16 protein-coding genes are annotated in these 17,768 nt (G+C 46.9%); 1 reads left to right on the top strand and 15 read right to left on the bottom strand.

Annotated features, from left to right (window positions below; translation table 11 throughout):
- The 15 genes from ffh to Q9R46_RS06230 all read right to left on the bottom strand — a co-directional run bounded on the left by ffh (nt 1) and on the right by Q9R46_RS06230 (nt 15,896).
- Complete coding sequence (ffh, locus tag Q9R46_RS06300) at nt 1-1,377, bottom strand: signal recognition particle protein (protein ID WP_090923896.1); 1,377 nt, start codon at nt 1,375-1,377, stop codon at nt 1-3.
- A 68-nt stretch (nt 1,378-1,445) separates the two neighbouring features.
- Nucleotides 1,446-1,796: a putative DNA-binding protein gene (locus Q9R46_RS06295; RefSeq protein WP_123064424.1), complete on the bottom strand. Its 351-nt coding sequence runs from the start codon at nt 1,794-1,796 to the stop codon at nt 1,446-1,448.
- A gap of 273 nt (nt 1,797-2,069) precedes the next feature.
- A complete protein-coding gene (gene trhA / locus Q9R46_RS06290; RefSeq protein WP_090923898.1) occupies nt 2,070-2,717 on the bottom strand; it encodes a PAQR family membrane homeostasis protein TrhA in 648 nt (215 codons plus the stop codon).
- Between the two features lie 146 nt (nt 2,718-2,863).
- Complete coding sequence (ftsY, locus tag Q9R46_RS06285; RefSeq protein WP_145329713.1) at nt 2,864-3,877, bottom strand: signal recognition particle-docking protein FtsY; 1,014 nt, start codon at nt 3,875-3,877, stop codon at nt 2,864-2,866.
- A 98-nt stretch (nt 3,878-3,975) separates the two neighbouring features.
- On the bottom strand, nt 3,976-7,545 hold the full coding sequence (smc, locus tag Q9R46_RS06280) for a chromosome segregation protein SMC (protein ID WP_311279344.1): 3,570 nt from the start codon (nt 7,543-7,545) through the stop codon (nt 3,976-3,978).
- Between the two features lie 188 nt (nt 7,546-7,733).
- A complete protein-coding gene (rnc, locus tag Q9R46_RS06275; protein ID WP_090923901.1) occupies nt 7,734-8,432 on the bottom strand; it encodes a ribonuclease III in 699 nt (232 codons plus the stop codon).
- Nucleotides 8,433-8,445: 13 nt separating this feature from the next.
- On the bottom strand, nt 8,446-9,684 hold the full coding sequence (gene fabF / locus Q9R46_RS06270; protein ID WP_311279343.1) for a beta-ketoacyl-ACP synthase II: 1,239 nt from the start codon (nt 9,682-9,684) through the stop codon (nt 8,446-8,448).
- Nucleotides 9,685-9,858: 174 nt separating this feature from the next.
- Nucleotides 9,859-10,092 carry an acyl carrier protein gene (gene acpP, locus Q9R46_RS06265; RefSeq protein ID WP_024630176.1) on the bottom strand — a complete coding sequence of 78 codons (234 nt, stop codon included), beginning with the start codon at nt 10,090-10,092 and terminating at the stop codon, nt 9,859-9,861.
- A gap of 151 nt (nt 10,093-10,243) precedes the next feature.
- On the bottom strand, nt 10,244-10,993 hold the full coding sequence (gene fabG / locus Q9R46_RS06260) for a 3-oxoacyl-[acyl-carrier-protein] reductase (protein WP_145329707.1): 750 nt from the start codon (nt 10,991-10,993) through the stop codon (nt 10,244-10,246).
- Between the two features lie 257 nt (nt 10,994-11,250).
- Nucleotides 11,251-12,189 (bottom strand): ACP S-malonyltransferase, encoded by a 939-nt coding sequence (fabD, locus tag Q9R46_RS06255; RefSeq protein WP_311279342.1) that lies wholly within the window; start codon nt 12,187-12,189, stop codon nt 11,251-11,253.
- 25 nt (nt 12,190-12,214) lie between these two features.
- Nucleotides 12,215-13,204, bottom strand: coding sequence for a beta-ketoacyl-ACP synthase III (locus Q9R46_RS06250; protein WP_090923953.1), 990 nt, complete (start codon nt 13,202-13,204; stop codon nt 12,215-12,217).
- Between the two features lie 8 nt (nt 13,205-13,212).
- Nucleotides 13,213-14,208 carry a phosphate acyltransferase PlsX gene (gene plsX, locus Q9R46_RS06245; RefSeq protein ID WP_311279341.1) on the bottom strand — a complete coding sequence of 332 codons (996 nt, stop codon included), beginning with the start codon at nt 14,206-14,208 and terminating at the stop codon, nt 13,213-13,215.
- Nucleotides 14,205-14,753 (bottom strand): transcription factor FapR, encoded by a 549-nt coding sequence (gene fapR, locus Q9R46_RS06240; protein ID WP_240036837.1) that lies wholly within the window; start codon nt 14,751-14,753, stop codon nt 14,205-14,207. Before fapR ends, plsX begins: the two co-directional genes overlap by 4 nt.
- A 397-nt stretch (nt 14,754-15,150) precedes the next feature.
- Complete coding sequence (gene rpmF / locus Q9R46_RS06235) at nt 15,151-15,324, bottom strand: 50S ribosomal protein L32 (RefSeq protein WP_090923906.1); 174 nt, start codon at nt 15,322-15,324, stop codon at nt 15,151-15,153.
- Between the two features lie 65 nt (nt 15,325-15,389).
- On the bottom strand, nt 15,390-15,896 hold the full coding sequence (locus Q9R46_RS06230) for a YceD family protein (RefSeq protein ID WP_090923907.1): 507 nt from the start codon (nt 15,894-15,896) through the stop codon (nt 15,390-15,392).
- 512 nt (nt 15,897-16,408) lie between these two features.
- Here Q9R46_RS06230 and hmpA point away from each other — a divergent pair.
- Complete coding sequence (hmpA, locus tag Q9R46_RS06225; protein WP_311279340.1) at nt 16,409-17,644, top strand: NO-inducible flavohemoprotein; 1,236 nt, start codon at nt 16,409-16,411, stop codon at nt 17,642-17,644.
- Nucleotides 17,645-17,768: the final 124 nt, after the last annotated feature.

Genomic DNA, 17,768 nt, shown 5'->3' with positions numbered 1-17,768 from the left:
TCAACGGAAAGGAAACTTCATTCCTTTACCGAGACCTTTCAACTGTTTCATTGCTTTATTCTTGCCACCCTTAGGACCCATCATATCCGAGAATTGCTTCATCATACGGCGCATCTCATCAAACTGCTTGATCAGACGATTCACCTCTGCGAGTGACGTTCCACTTCCGGTAGCAATCCGTTTCCGGCGGCTATGGTTAATCATATCCGGGTTACGCTTCTCTTCCGTTGTCATTGAATAGACAATCGCTTCGATTCGGCCCATCTGTTTATCATCGACCTTCAGGTCCTTCGCTTGTTTCATCTTGCCCATACCCGGAATCATATCCATGATCTGGTCAATTGGTCCAAGCTTTTTCACCTGATCCATCTGCTCCAGGAAATCCTCGAACGTGAATTCTGCATTCCGCATCTTGCGTTCCATTTCCTTCGCTTTCTCGGTATCGATATTGGACTGTGCCTTTTCAATCAAGGACAACATGTCACCCATACCAAGAATACGTGAAGCCATACGTTCCGGATGGAATGGCTCCAGTGCATCAAGCTTCTCCCCCAGAGAGGCAAACTTGATCGGGCAACCTGTAACTGCTTTAACAGACAGTGCCGCACCACCACGTGTATCGCCATCCAGTTTGGTCAGTACAACCCCGGTCAGAGCAAGTTGCTGATTAAAGTGTTCCGCCACATTTACAGCATCCTGACCTGTCATACTGTCGACAACCAGCAGTACTTCATCCGGGTTCACTACACTGTGAATCTGGCGAAGTTCTTCCATCAGTTCTTCATCCACATGCAAACGTCCCGCTGTATCCACGATCACATAATCATGTCCGTTATCTTTTGCATGTTGCAAACCTTGGCGAGCAATTTCCACCGGGCTTGTCTGATCACCGAGGGTGAACACTGGCGCCTTCAACTGTTCTCCGAGAACTTGAAGCTGCTTGATCGCAGCCGGACGATAAATGTCACCCGCAACCAGCAAGGGTCTGCTGTTTTGCTTTTGCAACATTTTCGCCAGTTTACCGGAAGTCGTCGTTTTACCCGCACCCTGTAATCCAACCATCATGATCACTGTAGGTGGTTTGTTTGACTTCGCGAGTTTAGCTTGGCTTCCACCCATTAACTCTGTTAACTCTTTGTTAACAATGTCGATGATGACCATTCCGGGAGTAAAGCTGTCCATCACTTCTTTACCGACAGCCTTCTCCTTCACTTTGGCGATGAATTCCTTGACCACTTTGAAGTTTACATCCGCTTCAAGCAATGCCAGACGTACTTCGCGCATCGCTTCGGCTACGTCTTCGTCAGACACCTTGCCTTTGCCGCGCAACTTGCTGAACACATTCTGCAATCGGGTCGTTAATCCTTCAAATGCCATGATCCCACCTCCTTCATGCTTCAATTCCATTTTAAGACCGATTCGTCTCACTTCACTGCAGACAATGGCTATTCTCCCAGTAAAGCAACGAGATCGTGTATTGGTTTGTTGTTATCCACGGTAACGCCAGCGCGTTCCAGTGCTTGTTGTAAATCTTCAAGGCAGCGGCTGCGTCTTTCATACTTCTCAAGCAAGCCAAGCTTGCTCTCATAGTTTTCAAGCACTTGTTCAGCACGCTTGATATGTTCGTATACCGCCTGGCGGCTGATCTCAAACTCGGCTGCAATTTCACCAAGTGAAAAATCATCATGAAAGTAATATTTCAGAAACGTTTGCTGCTTCTCTGTCAGCAATGATTCATAAAAGGCAAACAGCAAGTTAATCCGGTTTGTTTTCTCAAGCCGGTTTTCTTGACTCATATCAGGGCACTCCCTTCGTCAAGGAAAAACACTTTACACTCTTGCAACGTTCCTAATAATACCTAAAACAAATCAGGATGTCAAGCAAAAATACTTGTCACAATAAAAAGAGATGTAAAGCTTGGCATGGACCGTTTAAAAATGCCATCTTTAGGCGCTCTGAAGCCTCATTTTTGTTACTATATCTCTATAACATACGAGTAGCTCCTTCAGGCCAAAACCAGGAAGAAAAAGGAAAAGCCCCTTTATGAAGAGACGATTCGTTTAGTACTTCTAACGAAGTGGTGTCAGATAGATTAAGACCGCAAAGAAATGCAGAATACTGCCTGCTAGTACAAACAGATGCCAGATCGCATGATGAAACGGGAAACCTCTCCATACATAGAACAATGTCCCCAGCGTATACATCAGGCCTCCTGCAACCAATAGTACAATCCCACCTGTGGGAATCGCTGACACAAGCGGTTGCCAAGCAATAACGATCAGCCACCCCATCGCGATATAGAAGATCGTAGACATAAACAGAAACTTCTTGGTGAAAAAGGCTTTGAAGATCACTCCGGCCAGTGCAATGCCCCAGATGACACCGAATAACGTCCAGCCAAGTGTTCCCCGAACTGCGACGAATAAAAACGGCGTATATGTGCCTGCAATAAACAGATAGATGGAAGAGTGGTCAAAAAACTCAAACAAATCTTTTGCCTTTCCCTCTTTGAGCGCGTGCACCAACGTTGAATTCGTATAGAGCATCAACATGGTAATGCCATAGATTGTAAAACTCACAACATGCCAGGCCGTGCCTTTCATACTGGAGAAAACAATTAACAATACTAACGCAGCTACACTAAGCGCAGCGCCAATTCCATGTGTCACGGCATTAGCGACCTCTTCACGGCGGGAATAGGTATAGGTATTGGCCATATCAACCTTCCTTTCTAACCCATTACAATATCAGTTACCTTTCATTATACACGTATTGCCGATGACATTACACGTGAGCTCTCACATGATGCAGCGGCAATACGGTGAACATGATTATTCGTTTACGCCCCAAGATCAGGACAGGATTAGGATTGTGTACTCTCGTCTTCGGCACTCTCTACTGGTTGCTCCTGAATTAACCCCGCGAACAATGCGTGAACAAACTGCTCAGAATCAAATTCCTGCAGATCATCAATCTTCTCCCCAAGACCAACCAGCTTCACAGGCAGGTCCAGCTCCTGACGGATTGCCACTACAATACCACCTTTAGCTGTTCCATCAAGCTTGGTCAACACAAGACCTGTTACTCCACTTTTCTCTCCGAAAAGTTTGGCCTGGTTCAGCGCATTTTGTCCCGTCGTCGCATCCAGTACCATCAGCACTTCATGCGGCGCACTTGGAATCTCACGCTGAATGACACGATAAATTTTGTTCAGCTCGTCCATCAGGTTGCTTTTATTTTGCAAGCGGCCTGCCGTATCGCATAACAACACATCAGCTCCGCGCTGTTTTGCTGCCTGCACTGCATCGTACATAACAGCAGCCGGATCAGAACCGGATTGCTGTTTAATCACATCTACGCCAGCACGCTGGCCCCATACTTCAAGTTGCTCGATCGCTCCAGCTCGGAACGTATCGCCCGCTGCCATAATTACTTTTTTCCCTTGTTGCTTGAAACGGTGAGCCAGCTTGCCAATCGTGGTTGTTTTACCAACACCGTTCACACCAACAAACAAAATAACCGTAATGCCATCCGGATTCATTTTCAGTTCATTGTTTTGTTCCCCACGAAGCAAATCTGTCAGTTTCTCCGACAATACAGGCTGTAACTCAGCCGCATCCTCAATTTTGCGTTTCTTCACCTCTGCGCGCAGGTCTTCAATCAGATTCATGACCGTATTGACGCCTACGTCCGCTCCGATCAGAATTTCTTCAAGTTCCTCGTAAAATTCCTCATCAATTTTTTTGCGGCGAATGACCAGATCGGTTACTTTTTCCACAAGCCCTTTGCGTGTCTTTTCCAGGCCATCCTTGAACTGTTTAGTAACCGACTCCGTTTTACTTGCAATGCTGTCCCGTAGCTTTTTAAAGAAACTCATAAAGCCCCTCCATCGTGTAGATAATTAAATCGTAAATGGTCATGATTTTGTAAAATTAAATGAATCCTATTTTGAAGCGAACTGCCCTCTCCATGCAATTAGGCGATTTCCGCTTCCTCATCATCCAGTTTAACCGAAACGAGCTTGGATACTCCGCCCTCTTCCATCGTAACTCCGTATAGGACATCTGCCTCTTCCATCGTGCCCTTCCGGTGCGTAACCACAATAAATTGGGTTTGTTCAGAAAACTCACGCAAATACTGGGCAAAACGAACAACGTTCGCTTCATCCAAGGCTGCCTCAACTTCGTCCAAAACGCAGAATGGTACAGGTTTGACGTGCAGAATGGCAAAGAGCAGCGCCATCGCCGTTAAGGCCCGTTCTCCACCAGACAACAGTTGCAGATTTTGCAATTTCTTACCTGGCGGCTGAGCTACGATATCAATGCCTGTTTCAAGGAGTCGTTCAGGGTCCATCAGGACCAGATCAGCACGTCCACCACCAAACAGCTTGGTGAAAACAGTACCGAATTCGCGGCGAATCGCATCAAACGTAATTTTGAATCGCTTCGCCATTTCATCTTCCATTTCCTTGATGACCTGATACAGTGTCGTTTTGGCTTCCACCAGATCATTCTTCTGTTCATTCAGGAACTCATACCGCTCATTCACCCGCTGGAACTCTTCGATTGCACCGAGGTTCACATCGCCAAGAGCCGATATTGCACGTTTTAGCTTCTGTACCTCAGCTTGTGTGCTCTCCACATCTTCAGGCACAGGATAACGTTCTTTGGCAAGCTCATAGCCTAACTCATATTCATCTGTCAGCTTACGCAAAATATTTTCCAGCTCAACATCCAGACGGTTCACGGAAATTTCAGTCTGACGCATCTGCTCTTCCACCGCTTTGAGCTGTGTGCGCTGCTCCTTCGTTTCACTCTCGGCCAGCTCCAGCTTTTTCGACAGTTCACTGCGCGCGGCACGTTTGAAGTCCAATTCTTGAGATGCCTTTGCCTTTTTTAGCTTATACTCGTTAAGGTCTTCAATCTGTTTTACACTTTCACTCTGTGTTTTCTTGAAATCCGCTTCCATCGAAGCGAGCAGTGTGCGATTCTGGCGCAGATCTTTAACAAGTGAATCGACCTCGCGCTCCAGCCTCCGCAACTGCTCCTCATTTGAGAAGCGTTCCTGATCCAGCTTACCTTCCCGCACTTTCAGTTCGGTCAGCTGCGTTTGCAACTCTTCTTTTGCAGACTCATTGGCTTTCCGGGCAAACTCTGCTGCATGAATAGCGCGATGGGTTGCTTTCTCCTCTTCCTCAAGCTGTTCGAGTTTTTTCTCCGCTTCAACCCGGGATTTGTCCAGTTCCTTAATTTCTTCCGTAAACCCGTTCTTTTCCTGACCTGCCACAGCGACCTGCTCCAATACATGGCGCAGTTCATGCTCAACCTGCTTCATCTCCATCGAGGCCTGTTGCTCTGCATTTCGGGTATCGTCACCAGACTGACGTAGCTGATCCAGCTTGTCCTGACACTGCTCCAGCTGAGCCTTGACATCTTCCACACTGCGATGCAGCTTCACAATCTGCTGCTCGGTATCCAGAATATCTTGATCCAGCTGATCCAGTTGCCGCTTGCGGCTGAGCAGACTGCCATTTTTTTTATGCTGACTGCCGCCAGTCATGGAACCGCCAGCGTTGACGACATCCCCTTCGAGAGTTACGACACGGAAACGATACTGACAACGTGCTGCAATTTTATTCGCAAACTCCAACGTTTCTGCAATGATGACATTTCCGAGCAAGCTACCGATAATCGAGGCATATCTTGAATCATACTGTACAAGCTCAGCACCGATGCCAACAAAACCGTCCATCCCCTCAACCATCGAGCGCTCACCTGCACCAATTGAACGAGGACGAATAACGTCCAGCGGAAGAAAGGTTGCACGTCCCAATTGACGTTGCTTCAAGAAAGCAATAGCCTGTCTCGATACGGCCTCGTTCTCCATGACGATATGCTGTAGCGCAGCCCCCATCGCTGTTTCTACCGCAAGCTCGATCTTTTCGGGAACTTTAACGAGTTCTGCCACAGCACCATGTACTCCGTTTAGCGTCCCTTTTCGAGAAGCTTTGAGCACTTCTTTTACGCCCAGCATGAAACCGTCAAAATCATCCTGCATTTCTTTCATCGTATCCCGGCGGGACACTTGTGCCTCACGCTTTTGTTCCCATTTACGTACGGTGCCACGGCTCTCTTCCAACAGTTTTTGCAAAGACTGCAGCCGTTCACTTTCCGAAATATAACTCCCGCGCAGTTCACTGATTTCCTTACCTAACCGAACCACTTTTTTCTGAATTTCGGCTTTACGGCCTTCTAACGTTTCTTTCTGTTCTTCCCACTTGCCGGATTCCTCTGATGCACGGTTCATTCTGCGCTTCAGCGCTTCCTTTTGCTGGTCCACATACCGTATTTCGTTTCGTGCCTGCGCCATCTGATTCATCAGTTCCAGCAAGTTGCCTTTGAGGCTCTCTTCCTGCTGCTGACTTATTCCACCTGTAACACCGATTAGCTTGGCTTCTTCTTCCGACAGTCGATTTTTTACGTCAGCCAGTTCCAGTTCCAGCTTGCCAAACTTCTCCCGCAAGGCAATCAGTTCAGCTTCACGCTCCCGATGTCTCTCCTCGCTCACCGCCAGCGTTTCCCTCAGTTGCTCCTGATTCGCTTGCAGATTACGCGAGCGTTCCCGAAGAAGTTCTCCATGCCCTTCGCTTTTCTCTGTCGCCTCACTAAATTGCAGCAAAGCAACCTGAAGTTCTTCCGTCTCCGTTTCCAGCAGACGTAGCGCATTCCGATCATTCTCCAGCTTCGCATCATGTGTGGATACAATCGCCGCTAAACCAACCTCTTCGTGTTTAAGTGATTCCAGACGTTCGCTCGCTTTGCTCCAGGACGCATGAATCTGTTCAATCTGATACACATACATCGAAATTTCCTTCGATTTGAGTTCGGTACGAAGCTGCTTGTAATGCATGGCTTTCTCGGATTGTTCTTTAAGCGGGCCAATCTGATCCTCCAGTTCGGTTACGAGATCGTGAATACGTAGCAAATTTTGTTCTGTCTCATCCAGCTTGCGCGTTGCATCCCGTTTGCGGGATTTATATTTAACGATTCCTGAAGCCTCTTCAAAGATTCCGCGGCGATCCTCTGAACGAGTGCTCAAGATCTCCTCAATACGTCCTTGTCCAATAATCGAGTAAGCCTCTTTGCCGATCCCCGTATCCATGAATAGTTCTGTAATATCTTTCAAGCGACAGGATTGTTTATTGATAAAATACTCACTGTCCCCGCTACGATGAACACGACGGGTCACGGTTACTTCACCGAAATCCAGAGCGAGTGCATGATCCTCATTGTCCAGTGTAAGGGAAACCTCTCCGTAATTAACAGCTTTACGCGCATCACTGCCTGCGAAAATAATATCTTCCATTTTACCGCCACGGAGTGACTTGGCACTTTGCTCCCCTAGCACCCAGCGGATACCATCGGATATATTACTTTTACCGCTTCCGTTCGGACCTACAACTGCTGTAATGCCTCGAACAAATTCCATTTCCGTTTTGTCGGCGAATGACTTGAATCCACCCAATTCTATTCGTTTCAGAAACATAGGGCTTCTCGTCACCTCCTCTTGCAAATTTCAAATAATGCTTTCAGCACCTAGTTAAAGATCCGAAATCTCTCTCGAGTCCCTTTACAAAAAAAAGAGCAAAAAGCAGTCCGGCCGATTACTTCCGCCGGGGCGGGCCCGCGGGCTGCTCTTTGCTCTTCGTTTGTCTAAGCGCTGCCTGGTACAGTTCAGGCCTCCGGAAGCTTCAATCGTTCAAGCGCCGCAGATGCTGCCTGTTGTTCCGCCTCTTTTTTGGAGCGTCCTGTACCTCGGCCAAGTCGTTCTTGGCCCATATGAACCTCCGAGACAAACTCACGTTCATGGGCTGGTCCCCGTTCTTCGACGATCCGGTACTCCAGAGCCCCCATATTGTGATGCTGTGTGAGTTCCTGCAATTCTGTTTTGTAATCACTCATTTGCAGCTTGCTGCCAACAACGATTAACGGAAACACATGCTGATCCAGAAATGCTCGCACAGGTTCAAGACCCTGATCCAGGTATAACGCACCTATAAATGACTCGAACACATCCGCCAGAAGAGCTGGACGTGTACGTCCTCCAGTTAATTCCTCACCTTTTCCAAGAAGTACATATTGTCCAAAACTAAGCGCTTCAGCAAATTTGACGAGGGAAGGTTCACAGACAATGGATGCCCGCATCTTTGTTAGTTCTCCTTCCGGACGGTTAGGGTACAGATGATACAAGTACTCCGATACAGTCAACTCCAATACGGCATCGCCCAGAAACTCCAGACGTTCGTTATCCTGATGTTGACTGAATCGGTGTTCGTTTACGTAAGAAGCATGGGTAAACGCTTGTTTTAGAAGCTGCCTGTTGTCAAATTTGATTTGAAGTTTTTGTTGTAACTGCTTCAGATCTTCACTCAAACGAACTAGCCCCTTATGCTTCAAATTTTTTGAGAATAATGGTGGCGTTGTGACCGCCAAATCCAAATGAATTAGACATTGCTACATTCACTTTGGTTTGACGCGGAACGTTAGGTACATAGTCCAGATCACATTCAGGGTCCTGATCTTCCAGGTTGATCGTTGGAGCCAGTGTCTGATGTGTCAGGGACAATCCGCAGATAACAGCCTCTACCCCGCCCGCAGCGCCAAGCATATGGCCTGTCATGGACTTGGTGGAACTTACGGCTAGCTTGTACGCATGATCGCCAAACGCCTTTTTGATCGCTAGCGTTTCGGAACGGTCACCTACCGGTGTTGAAGTTCCGTGTGCATTGATGTAATCCACTTCTTCCGGCTGAATGCCTGCATTACGTAGCGCCATCGTCATACAACGTGCTGCTCCGTCTGGATCTGGTTCTGTCATATGGTGTGCGTCACCAGTCAGACCGTAACCGATGACTTCACCGTAGATTCGTGCGCCACGAGCCTGAGCATGTTCCAGAGATTCAAGAATCAGAATTCCGGCACCTTCACCCATAACAAATCCGTCACGCCCCGTATCAAAAGGACGACTTGCCTTCGCAGGATCGTCATTACGTGTAGACATCGCACGCATCGCGCAGAAGCCTGCAAGTCCAGTTGGCCTAATGGTTGCTTCAGCACCGCCGCAGATCATCGCATCTGCATCACCATTTGCAATCAGCTTGAACGAATCTCCAATGGAGTGTGTTCCTGTTGCACAAGCGGTAACAACGTTGATGTTCGGTCCTTTGGCACCAAGTGAAATGGACATCTGTCCAGATGCCATATTCGAAATCATCATCGGAATAAAGAACGGGCTAACACGTTTAGGGCCTTTTTGCAAAAGCGCATTGTGCTGATCTTCCCAAGTTCCCAATCCACCAATACCAGAACCAATCGATACACCAAAACGTTCTGCATCAATGTTCTCGTTGATTTTCAGGCCGCTATCTTCAACTGCTTTGAAACCAGCTGCCACAGCGAACTGTACAAAACGATCCATCTTCCGTGCATCTTTTCGATCCATATATTCTTCCGGGTTGAAATCTTTGATCTCGGCTGCAATCTGTGTCGTGTACTCACTAACATCAAATGCCTCAATCTGAGAAATTCCGGACTTTCCTGCCATTAAACTGCCCCAGAACGTCTCTAAATCTTTTCCGAGCGATGTCATTACGCCCATTCCGGTAATTACAACTCTTTGTTTCAACCGACTCACCTCTATATCGACTGCATTACGCAAGTATTTTGTGGGAATATCCGCAGACTCGAATGCACGACGCCTCTCCAGAGATCAGCAAGCATCTTGTCTGCGGGATGTGAAAAACCAATGAATGATGAGAAGTCCCGCCTGTTCGAAAACAGGAGCGGGACTGAATTGACTTTAGGTATGAGATTGTATGTAGTTTACAACTTCACCTACGGTCGTAATTTTTTCTGCATCTTCATCAGAGATTTCCAAATCGAATTCATCTTCCAATTCCATGACCAATTCCACTACATCCAAAGAATCAGCACCCAAATCTTCTTTGAAAGATGCTTCAAGTGTAACTTCAGCTTCGTCTGCGCCCAAGCGGTCGACGACGATGCGTTTTACACGCTCCAATACATCGGACATCCGGTTCACCTCCTCCTTGGTATTATACGAGAATCGCAGGCAAAATGCCATAGAAGACATATGCGGCTCCCGGCCGGGGAACCCGGCCTTTTTCCGGCATTTCGGATCGTCCAGCGCCTGTTCCCCGACTTTGATTCAAAGTCCAGGAAATTTACATGTACATGCCGCCATCAACATGCAGTGTTTGACCTGTCATATAGGATGAAGCTTCTGATGCAAGGAATGTAACCACACCAGCAATTTCATCCGGCTGTCCCAGACGGGACAACGGAATGCCACTAAGCATACCATCGACCAGCTCTTGAGACAATTCCTTGGTCATATCGGTTTCAATGAAGCCTGGTGCAATGCAGTTCACCGTAATTCCGCGAGAAGCAAGTTCTCGAGCAGAAGCCTTCGTTAAACCGATCACTCCCGCTTTGGCAGCCACGTAGTTGGCTTGACCCGGATTACCCAGCACACCAACAACAGAAGAGATGTTAATAATCCTTCCTGAACGTTGTTTCATCATTGGACGTGTTACTGCCTTCAGACAGTTAAACACCCCTTTAAGATTCGTTTCGATAACTTGATCGAACTCTTCTTCTTTCATTCGCATAATGAGGTTGTCCCGTGTAATCCCCGCATTATTCACCAGAATATCGACATTGCCCCATGCTTCAAGCGTTGTTTTCACCATCTGTTCCGCTTCAACCATCTGACCTACATTCGCCTGAATCGTAATCGCCTGTACACCTTTTGCACGAATCTCCTCGGCTACTTCCTCTGCCGCAGCCTGACTGCCCGCATAGTTTACAGCTACATTCGCTCCGGCTTCAGCCAGGGCAAGTGCAATACTACGGCCAATTCCGCGGGACGCTCCGGTTACTAATGCATTTTTACCTTCTAACGGTTTAGACATAACCATTCCTCCTCTCCCTGAATCTACACAAGTTGAACTTCGATTATTTACACAGCCACTAAGGTGACAGAATAACCTTTCAATCGCTGTTATAACCAGATTTTCTTGATTCCCTTTTCCAAAGAAAAAAATCTGGTGATAAAGGCGAAGCATATGCTTCCGATGCAGCTTTCTTTCAGAAAGCTTTTAGCTTCGCTTTTCCAGGTTTTTTCTGTCCTTTCCGTTAAAGTGTAAATAAATAGTTTTGCTTATGTGATTTAATTATTTTTCAGATCAGCTGCGGTTGCTTCCAAGGTTTCAAGACTGTTCACATTGTATAACTTTACGGTTTTATCTGTTTTTTTAATCAAACCGGTTAATACATTGCCTGAACCAATCTCAATAAACGTATCCACACCTTGCTCAATCAGCCATGTCACACTGTCTTCCCATAAAACCGGAGAATAGACCTGAGTCGTAAGCAAGTTCTGAAATTGTCCATCTTCAGCAGGTCTTGCGGTTACGTTAGCTACCACAGGAACCTTCGCAGGTGAGAACGTCGCTGTACTCAGCTTATCGGCCAGCTTATCTGCAGCGCCTTTCATCAATGAAGAGTGGAACGGACCACTTACTTCAATTGCAATTGCGCGCTTGCCACCTGCCTCTTTCACCCGTTCTGACACGGCAGCGACGCCCTCTTTTACACCCGAAATAACGATTTGTCCAGGACAGTTCATGTTGGCAAGTTCAACTGTATCTCCGCTTTCTGACACTTCACGGCAAAGCACCCCCAGCGCTTCCCGATCTGCACCCAGTACAGCAGCCATTGCTCCCTGTCCACCTGGAACAGCTTCTTCCATATACTGACCACGTGCCCGGACAATTTGCACAGCATCCTCAAAGGAAAGAACACCCGCTGCCACTAGTGCACTGTATTCGCCCAAGCTATGACCTGCAACATAGTCTGCCTCAATTCCTTTTTCTTTGAAAGCCTCCAGCAGTGCAATACTCGCGGTGAGCAGTGCCGGCTGGGTATTGGATGTCTGTTTCAGCTCCGTGTCTGGTCCTTCAAAGATCAGGTTGCTCAGCGAGAAGCCCAGTGCCTTATCTGCTGTGTGAAAAACTTCCGTGGCTGCAGGTACAGACTCATATACATCTTTGGCCATACCTACTTTTTGTGATCCCTGTCCAGGGAATACAAAAGCGATTTTACCCATTTCATTCATCCTCCAGCTGTCTAGTTTACCATACGAGTACGGATGCGCCCCAAGTCAAACCGCCGCCAAAGCCAACCATCAAAACAGTATCTCCTGCTTTCATGCGGCCTTCTTCTGCAGCTTCGACCAGTGCAAGTGGAATGGATGCCGCCGACGTGTTGGCATACTTGTCTACATTGACAACCACTTTCTCCTCTGGAAGTTCCAGTCGTTGCATAGCCGATTGAATAATTCGAACATTCGCCTGATGGGGAACGAACAAATCAACATCCGTGCGATCCATGCCAGCTTTGCGAAGGACTTCAATCGTTGCTGTACCCATGACACGAACAGCAAATTTAAACACTTCACGGCCGTTCATATAGATATAATGCTTTTTGTTCTCAATCGTTTCCGCACTTGCTGGCAGACGTGAACCACCGCCTTCAATGTTAAGAAGACTGCCTCCTGCCCCTTCTGCACCGAGATCAAATGCTTTGAAACCACGGCCTTCCGGAACTTCACCAACAACAACAGCTCCTGCTCCATCACCGAAAAGAACACAAGTGTTGCGGTCTGTGTAGTCTGTAATACGCGACAAACAATCTGCACCAATAACAAGCGCGTTGTTGTACATGCCGCTTTGAATGAAACTGGTTGCCGTTGCAAGGCCGTATACAAACCCGGAACAAGCAGCAGACAAATCAAATGCAGCAGCGCCTTTGGCACCCAGTTTATCCTGCAGAATGCAAGCTGTCGACGGGAAAGAGGAGTCCGGCGTAATCGTAGCAACGATAATCAGATCCAGATCACTGCCTGTCATGCCAGCAGATTCAAGCGCTTTTATTGCTGCCTCATAGGCTAGATCAGAAGTGGCTTGATCCGGTGCAGCGATATGCCGCTCCTTAATTCCTGTACGACTGACAATCCACTCGTCATTCGTATCGACCATTTTTTCCAAGTCACTGTTTGTCAAAATTTTCTCCGGCACATATTTACCTGTACCAATAATCCCTACCGGGCGCAAATTATTCATATCGTCACTCACTTCCCACTAATTTCCTTAGATATGCTCTCCACTAACTGGTTTTGTACTGCAATTCGTGCCTGACGCACGGCATTTTTGATCGCATTGCCGTCAGCGGAACCATGGCTTTTGACGACCAGGCCACTCAAACCTAGCAACGGGGCACCACCGTGCTCCGTATAATCCAGTTTGCTTTTTAACCCACGCAATTCTGGCATGAGTACCGCCGCAGCCAATTTATTTTTGAAGGATGAAGTAAACTTTTCTTTGAGCAGGCCAAAAATCGCTCCTGCCGCGCCTTCCAGTGATTTCAGCAGGATGTTGCCGGCAAATCCGTCACACACCAGCACATCACAGGCGCCAGTCAGTACATCACGTGCCTCTACATTCCCGACAAAACGAATCGGAAGCTGTTCTAAGAGCGGATAGGCATGTTTGGTCAACTCATTGCCTTTGCCAGGCTCTGTCCCTACGTTGAGCAACCCCACTCTCGGGGATGCAATGCCTTGTACTTTTTGCCGGTACAAACTGCCCATCAGCGCGTATTGTGCCAAGTGCTCCGGTTTAGCATCCATATTCGCACCGAGGTCTAGCGCAAGCACACCTACATCATCCATCGTGGGAATCATGGGGGCAAGTGCAGGGCGTTCAATTCCGTCCATCCGGCCTACAACAAGCAAGCCAGCCGTCATTAATGCCCCTGTATTTCCTGCCGAGATCATGGCGTCGGCTTCCTTCTCTTTGACCATACGTCCGGCTACAACCATGGAAGAATCCTTTTTGCGCCTTACTGCCTTTACCGGTTCATCATCTGAACCAATTACTTCGGAAGCTTGCCGAACGCTCAAGTTGGCCGGTCTTATTCCTGACTGACTTAAAAGAGGTTCAATCTTGGCTTCATCGCCAACCAGGACGATCTGTGTATCCGCCCATTCCGTAGCTGCGGCTATAGCCCCTTCTACGGTTGACGCAGGAGCATGGTCTCCTCCCATGGCATCAATGACGATTTTCATTCCAAATGACCTCCTTCTTTGCTGTCTTCTCCACCTGAATGATAGATCACAAAATTACCTTGGAACACCATTTCTTCACCAACATAGGTGAACACTTCAACTTTGGCTTTCCCCTTCTGACCGGGAATTGATTTCACATATGCTTTGGCAATACACTTTTCTCCTAAACGAACAGAGCGAACAAAACGGATATCTGCCGAAGCAGTTAACGCAATCTCATCATTAATGACAGCGACAGCAAGTGAATTCGCTTGTGCAAAGACATAGTGCCCGCGGGCAATACCTGTTCTTGAAAAAACATGTTCCTCTTTGATCTCAAATAAGGATATGCCGCTCTTGTCCAGCTGTAAATCCACAATATCACCGATAATCTCATGCAGGGGCAGTGATCGCACCTGATCATACGAGCGCTCCGCCATCAGTTTCATCCGTTCCCGAAGCTCTGGTATGCCAAGTTCCAGCCTGTCAAGACGGATCGTCTGGATACTTACCTTCAATTGACGTGTAAGCTCCTGATCGGTCACAAACGGATTCTCGTCTATCATTTTGGTTAACTGCTGTTGCCTCTGTCTCTTCGGTAAACGCTCGATGCCTGACACCCCCCGCTGTATCGTTTCCAGAACCTGCCTTTAGGTCAAGTTCGTTCTTTCAAACCTTACTTCTTTATATGCTGTAGCCCTGCTTATTCAGGGAGCTTCTAAATAAAAGTGTATGATGATCTGTATGTAACGTCAAATCTTAGAACCTGGTACTAAACTATAGTATATCTCATCCTGTGTCAAAAAGAAAGGCTAGTATAACAAATTCACATCACCTCATCAAAGTGCTAATGAACATGTGTAGCAAGCATACATACCCGCTTGAACAAGCTTATGCGTTCGCTTTTCTTTCACACAAAAAAGCAACACCTCATCGAATGAAGTGTTGCTTGATGTGTAGCTATTATTGAGAGATGATCTCTCTTGCTTTGTACGTTCCGCACACTTTGCACACGTGGTGAGCAAGCTTCAATTCGCCGCATTGTTCACATTTCACCATGCCCGGTACAGCCAATTTAAAGTGAGTGCGACGTTTGTCGCGACGCGTCTTGGACGTTCTCCGTTGAGGTACTGCCATTATTCCCACCTCCTTATCAAAATCAACCTTTGCAGGTAGTTGTTACGTTCGATTTTCAATCATGCTCATTTAAAAAAATCCTTGAGTCCTGCAAGCCGCGGATCAATAACCTGGTTATCGCAACCGCAGTCACCTTCGTTCAGCTCATGGCCACACTTAGGACAAAGTCCTTTGCATGTCTCGCTACAGAGCGGTACAAACGGAAGATCCAGCAGAAAAGCTTCCTCGGCATAACCTTTCAGATCAACGCTATCCTCATCCACATAGAGAGTATCGTCGTCTTCAGATAATTCCTCTGGCTGTTTTCCCTGCTTGAATTGCTCATGAAAATCAATATGAAAATGTTCACTTAGCGGCTTGAGGCAACGGGAGCACAACATGTCCACCCCTACTGTCAGCTTGCCATGAACATCCACAACGTTCTCCTCTCTGATCTCTGCAGATAAATCTGCAGTCAGCGGAGTAACGGCTGTGATATCTTGTCGGTTAGAAACCAGATGTTTGATATCCCACTGTTCGTTAAAGCGCAGGGGGCGATCACTGGTTGCCACTTTGCGAAATGGCATTATCATGTTCTATCACTCCAAACGAAACCAATTTCATAAATAGTTGTCTAACGAATGGCGGCAGTGTACAGTACAAGACGATCCTAATATGTGCGTTCATTCCTGACTGTATGTATGCTGTCTGTCACTCACAAAAGATTTATGAAACTGACTTAACAAACAAAAATCATTATACCGATTTTCCAAGAGGTTTGTCAACACTTTTAACTTTACACCCTTTGCGGAAAACGATCACTTCGATTAAACCGCCACATCTGGTCTATTATAGACCTACTCCATCTTAACTAAAAGTCATCCCTACACTTATACTTATGTTTCTATCCCCTCTGCTTATATTCTGATGCTCTCCGCTCCTTACATCGGTCACCAATCGTTAATAAATGGTGTGATCTATGTCACACAGGTCGCTAAATCTGATGCCTATACTTTTCGTAGATTCAATAACAAAGTAACTTTCACAACCATTTTTATAACAATCTATTATTGATATTTCAAAAGAAAATCGGGAGGGAAAATACATGTTAAGCCAACAAACGATTAACGTAATCAAATCTACTGTACCCATACTTAAAATTCATGGAGAAGCCATTACACGCCACTTTTATCAAACGATGTTTGCGGCTCATCCGGAGCTATTAAACATTTTCAATCACGCGAATCAAAAACAAGGCCGCCAGCAAGCCGCACTCGCCAACATGGTTTACACCGCGGCAATGCACATCGATAACCTCGCGGCTATTAAGCCAGCCGTTCGTCAGGTTGCTCACAAACACCGTAGCCTCGGCATTGTACCTGAACAATACGCTATCGTTGGCACTTATCTGCTTCAAGCCATCAAAGATGTACTCGGTGATGCCGCAACCGATGAAATTTTAGCCGCTTGGGACGATGCTTATCAAGTGATTGCAGATGCTTTTATAGGCATTGAGCAGGATATGTATAGCGAAGCCGCAAATCAAACGGGTGGATGGGACGGTTTCAGAACCTTCAAAGTTGCGAAAAAAGTACAAGAAAGCGAACTCATCACTTCGTTTTATTTGATACCGGAGGATGGCAAGTCTATTTCTTCATACCAACCAGGGCAATATATCAGCATTAAAATCCAGCTTGCTGGACAGGAATTCACCCAGATTCGTCAGTATACCCTTTCCGACGCACCTGGCAAACCCTATTATCGTATATCCGTAAAACGTGAATCGGGTGGATTGGATCGCCCTGACGGTGTAATTTCCAATTATCTTCACCATCATATTACAGAAGGGAGCCTGGTCGAACTCTCCGCTCCTGCGGGTGATTTCATATTGGATATGGAAGATCCGCGTCCTGTTGTGCTGTTAAGCGGAGGTGTAGGGATAACCCCTATGGTCTGCATGCTGAATACGATGTTGGATTCGGATGATCAGCGTTCCATTACCTTTTTACATGCTAGCCCGAACGGATTATCGCACGCGTTCCGCGATCACGTAAGTCAACTGGCTCAGGAGCATGTTAATCTCAACGCACACTATTGTTACACTTCGCCTGCCGATTCCGATCTGGAAAATGAGCTGGTTTACAAACAGGGATACATGGATGCGGCTTGGCTTCGTCAAGTCATTCAAGAACCGGATGCGAACTATTATCTGTGCGGCTCTGTCACGTTTATGCGTTCGGTATATGCAGAACTTCTGTCCATTGGTGTTGCAGAAGATCGTATCCATTATGAATTTTTCGGGCCAAAAGCCAGTCTTGCTCCTGCTACGGAGAATGTGTGAGCATAAAATACAGTCGGAAAATGTGTAGAATTCATCTTAAAGGTACAAAAATGGATTCCGAGGAAGTTGCGGTTACTTCTTAGGTATTTTCTGATGAAAGATTTTCCGAAAAATAATCAGGACT

Origin of the sequence: Paenibacillus sp. RRE4, assembly GCF_031844205.1 — a bacterium.
GTDB lineage: Bacteria > Bacillota > Bacilli > Paenibacillales > Paenibacillaceae > Paenibacillus > Paenibacillus xylanexedens_B.
This window is presented reverse-complemented; position numbering and strand designations above follow the sequence as displayed.

Coding starts and splice junctions, on each gene's coding strand:
- Q9R46_RS06230 (WP_090923907.1), bottom strand. CDS start 15,896: ATGATAATGCCATTTCGCAAAGTGGCAACCAGTGATCGCCCCCTGCGC.
- Q9R46_RS06295 (WP_123064424.1), bottom strand. CDS start 1,796: ATGAGTCAAGAAAACCGGCTTGAGAAAACAAACCGGATTAACTTGCTG.
- fabG (WP_145329707.1), bottom strand. CDS start 10,993: ATGTCTAAACCGTTAGAAGGTAAAAATGCATTAGTAACCGGAGCGTCC.
- ffh (WP_090923896.1), bottom strand. CDS start 1,377: ATGGCATTTGAAGGATTAACGACCCGATTGCAGAATGTGTTCAGCAAG.
- hmpA (WP_311279340.1), top strand. CDS start 16,409: ATGTTAAGCCAACAAACGATTAACGTAATCAAATCTACTGTACCCATA.
- fabD (WP_311279342.1), bottom strand. CDS start 12,189: ATGGGTAAAATCGCTTTTGTATTCCCTGGACAGGGATCACAAAAAGTA.
- plsX (WP_311279341.1), bottom strand. CDS start 14,208: ATGAAAATCGTCATTGATGCCATGGGAGGAGACCATGCTCCTGCGTCA.
- ftsY (WP_145329713.1), bottom strand. CDS start 3,877: ATGAGTTTCTTTAAAAAGCTACGGGACAGCATTGCAAGTAAAACGGAG.
- acpP (WP_024630176.1), bottom strand. CDS start 10,092: ATGTCCGATGTATTGGAGCGTGTAAAACGCATCGTCGTCGACCGCTTG.
- fapR (WP_240036837.1), bottom strand. CDS start 14,753: ATGATAGACGAGAATCCGTTTGTGACCGATCAGGAGCTTACACGTCAA.
- smc (WP_311279344.1), bottom strand. CDS start 7,545: ATGTTTCTGAAACGAATAGAATTGGGTGGATTCAAGTCATTCGCCGAC.
- Q9R46_RS06250 (WP_090923953.1), bottom strand. CDS start 13,204: ATGAATAATTTGCGCCCGGTAGGGATTATTGGTACAGGTAAATATGTG.
- rpmF (WP_090923906.1), bottom strand. CDS start 15,324: ATGGCAGTACCTCAACGGAGAACGTCCAAGACGCGTCGCGACAAACGT.
- trhA (WP_090923898.1), bottom strand. CDS start 2,717: ATGGCCAATACCTATACCTATTCCCGCCGTGAAGAGGTCGCTAATGCC.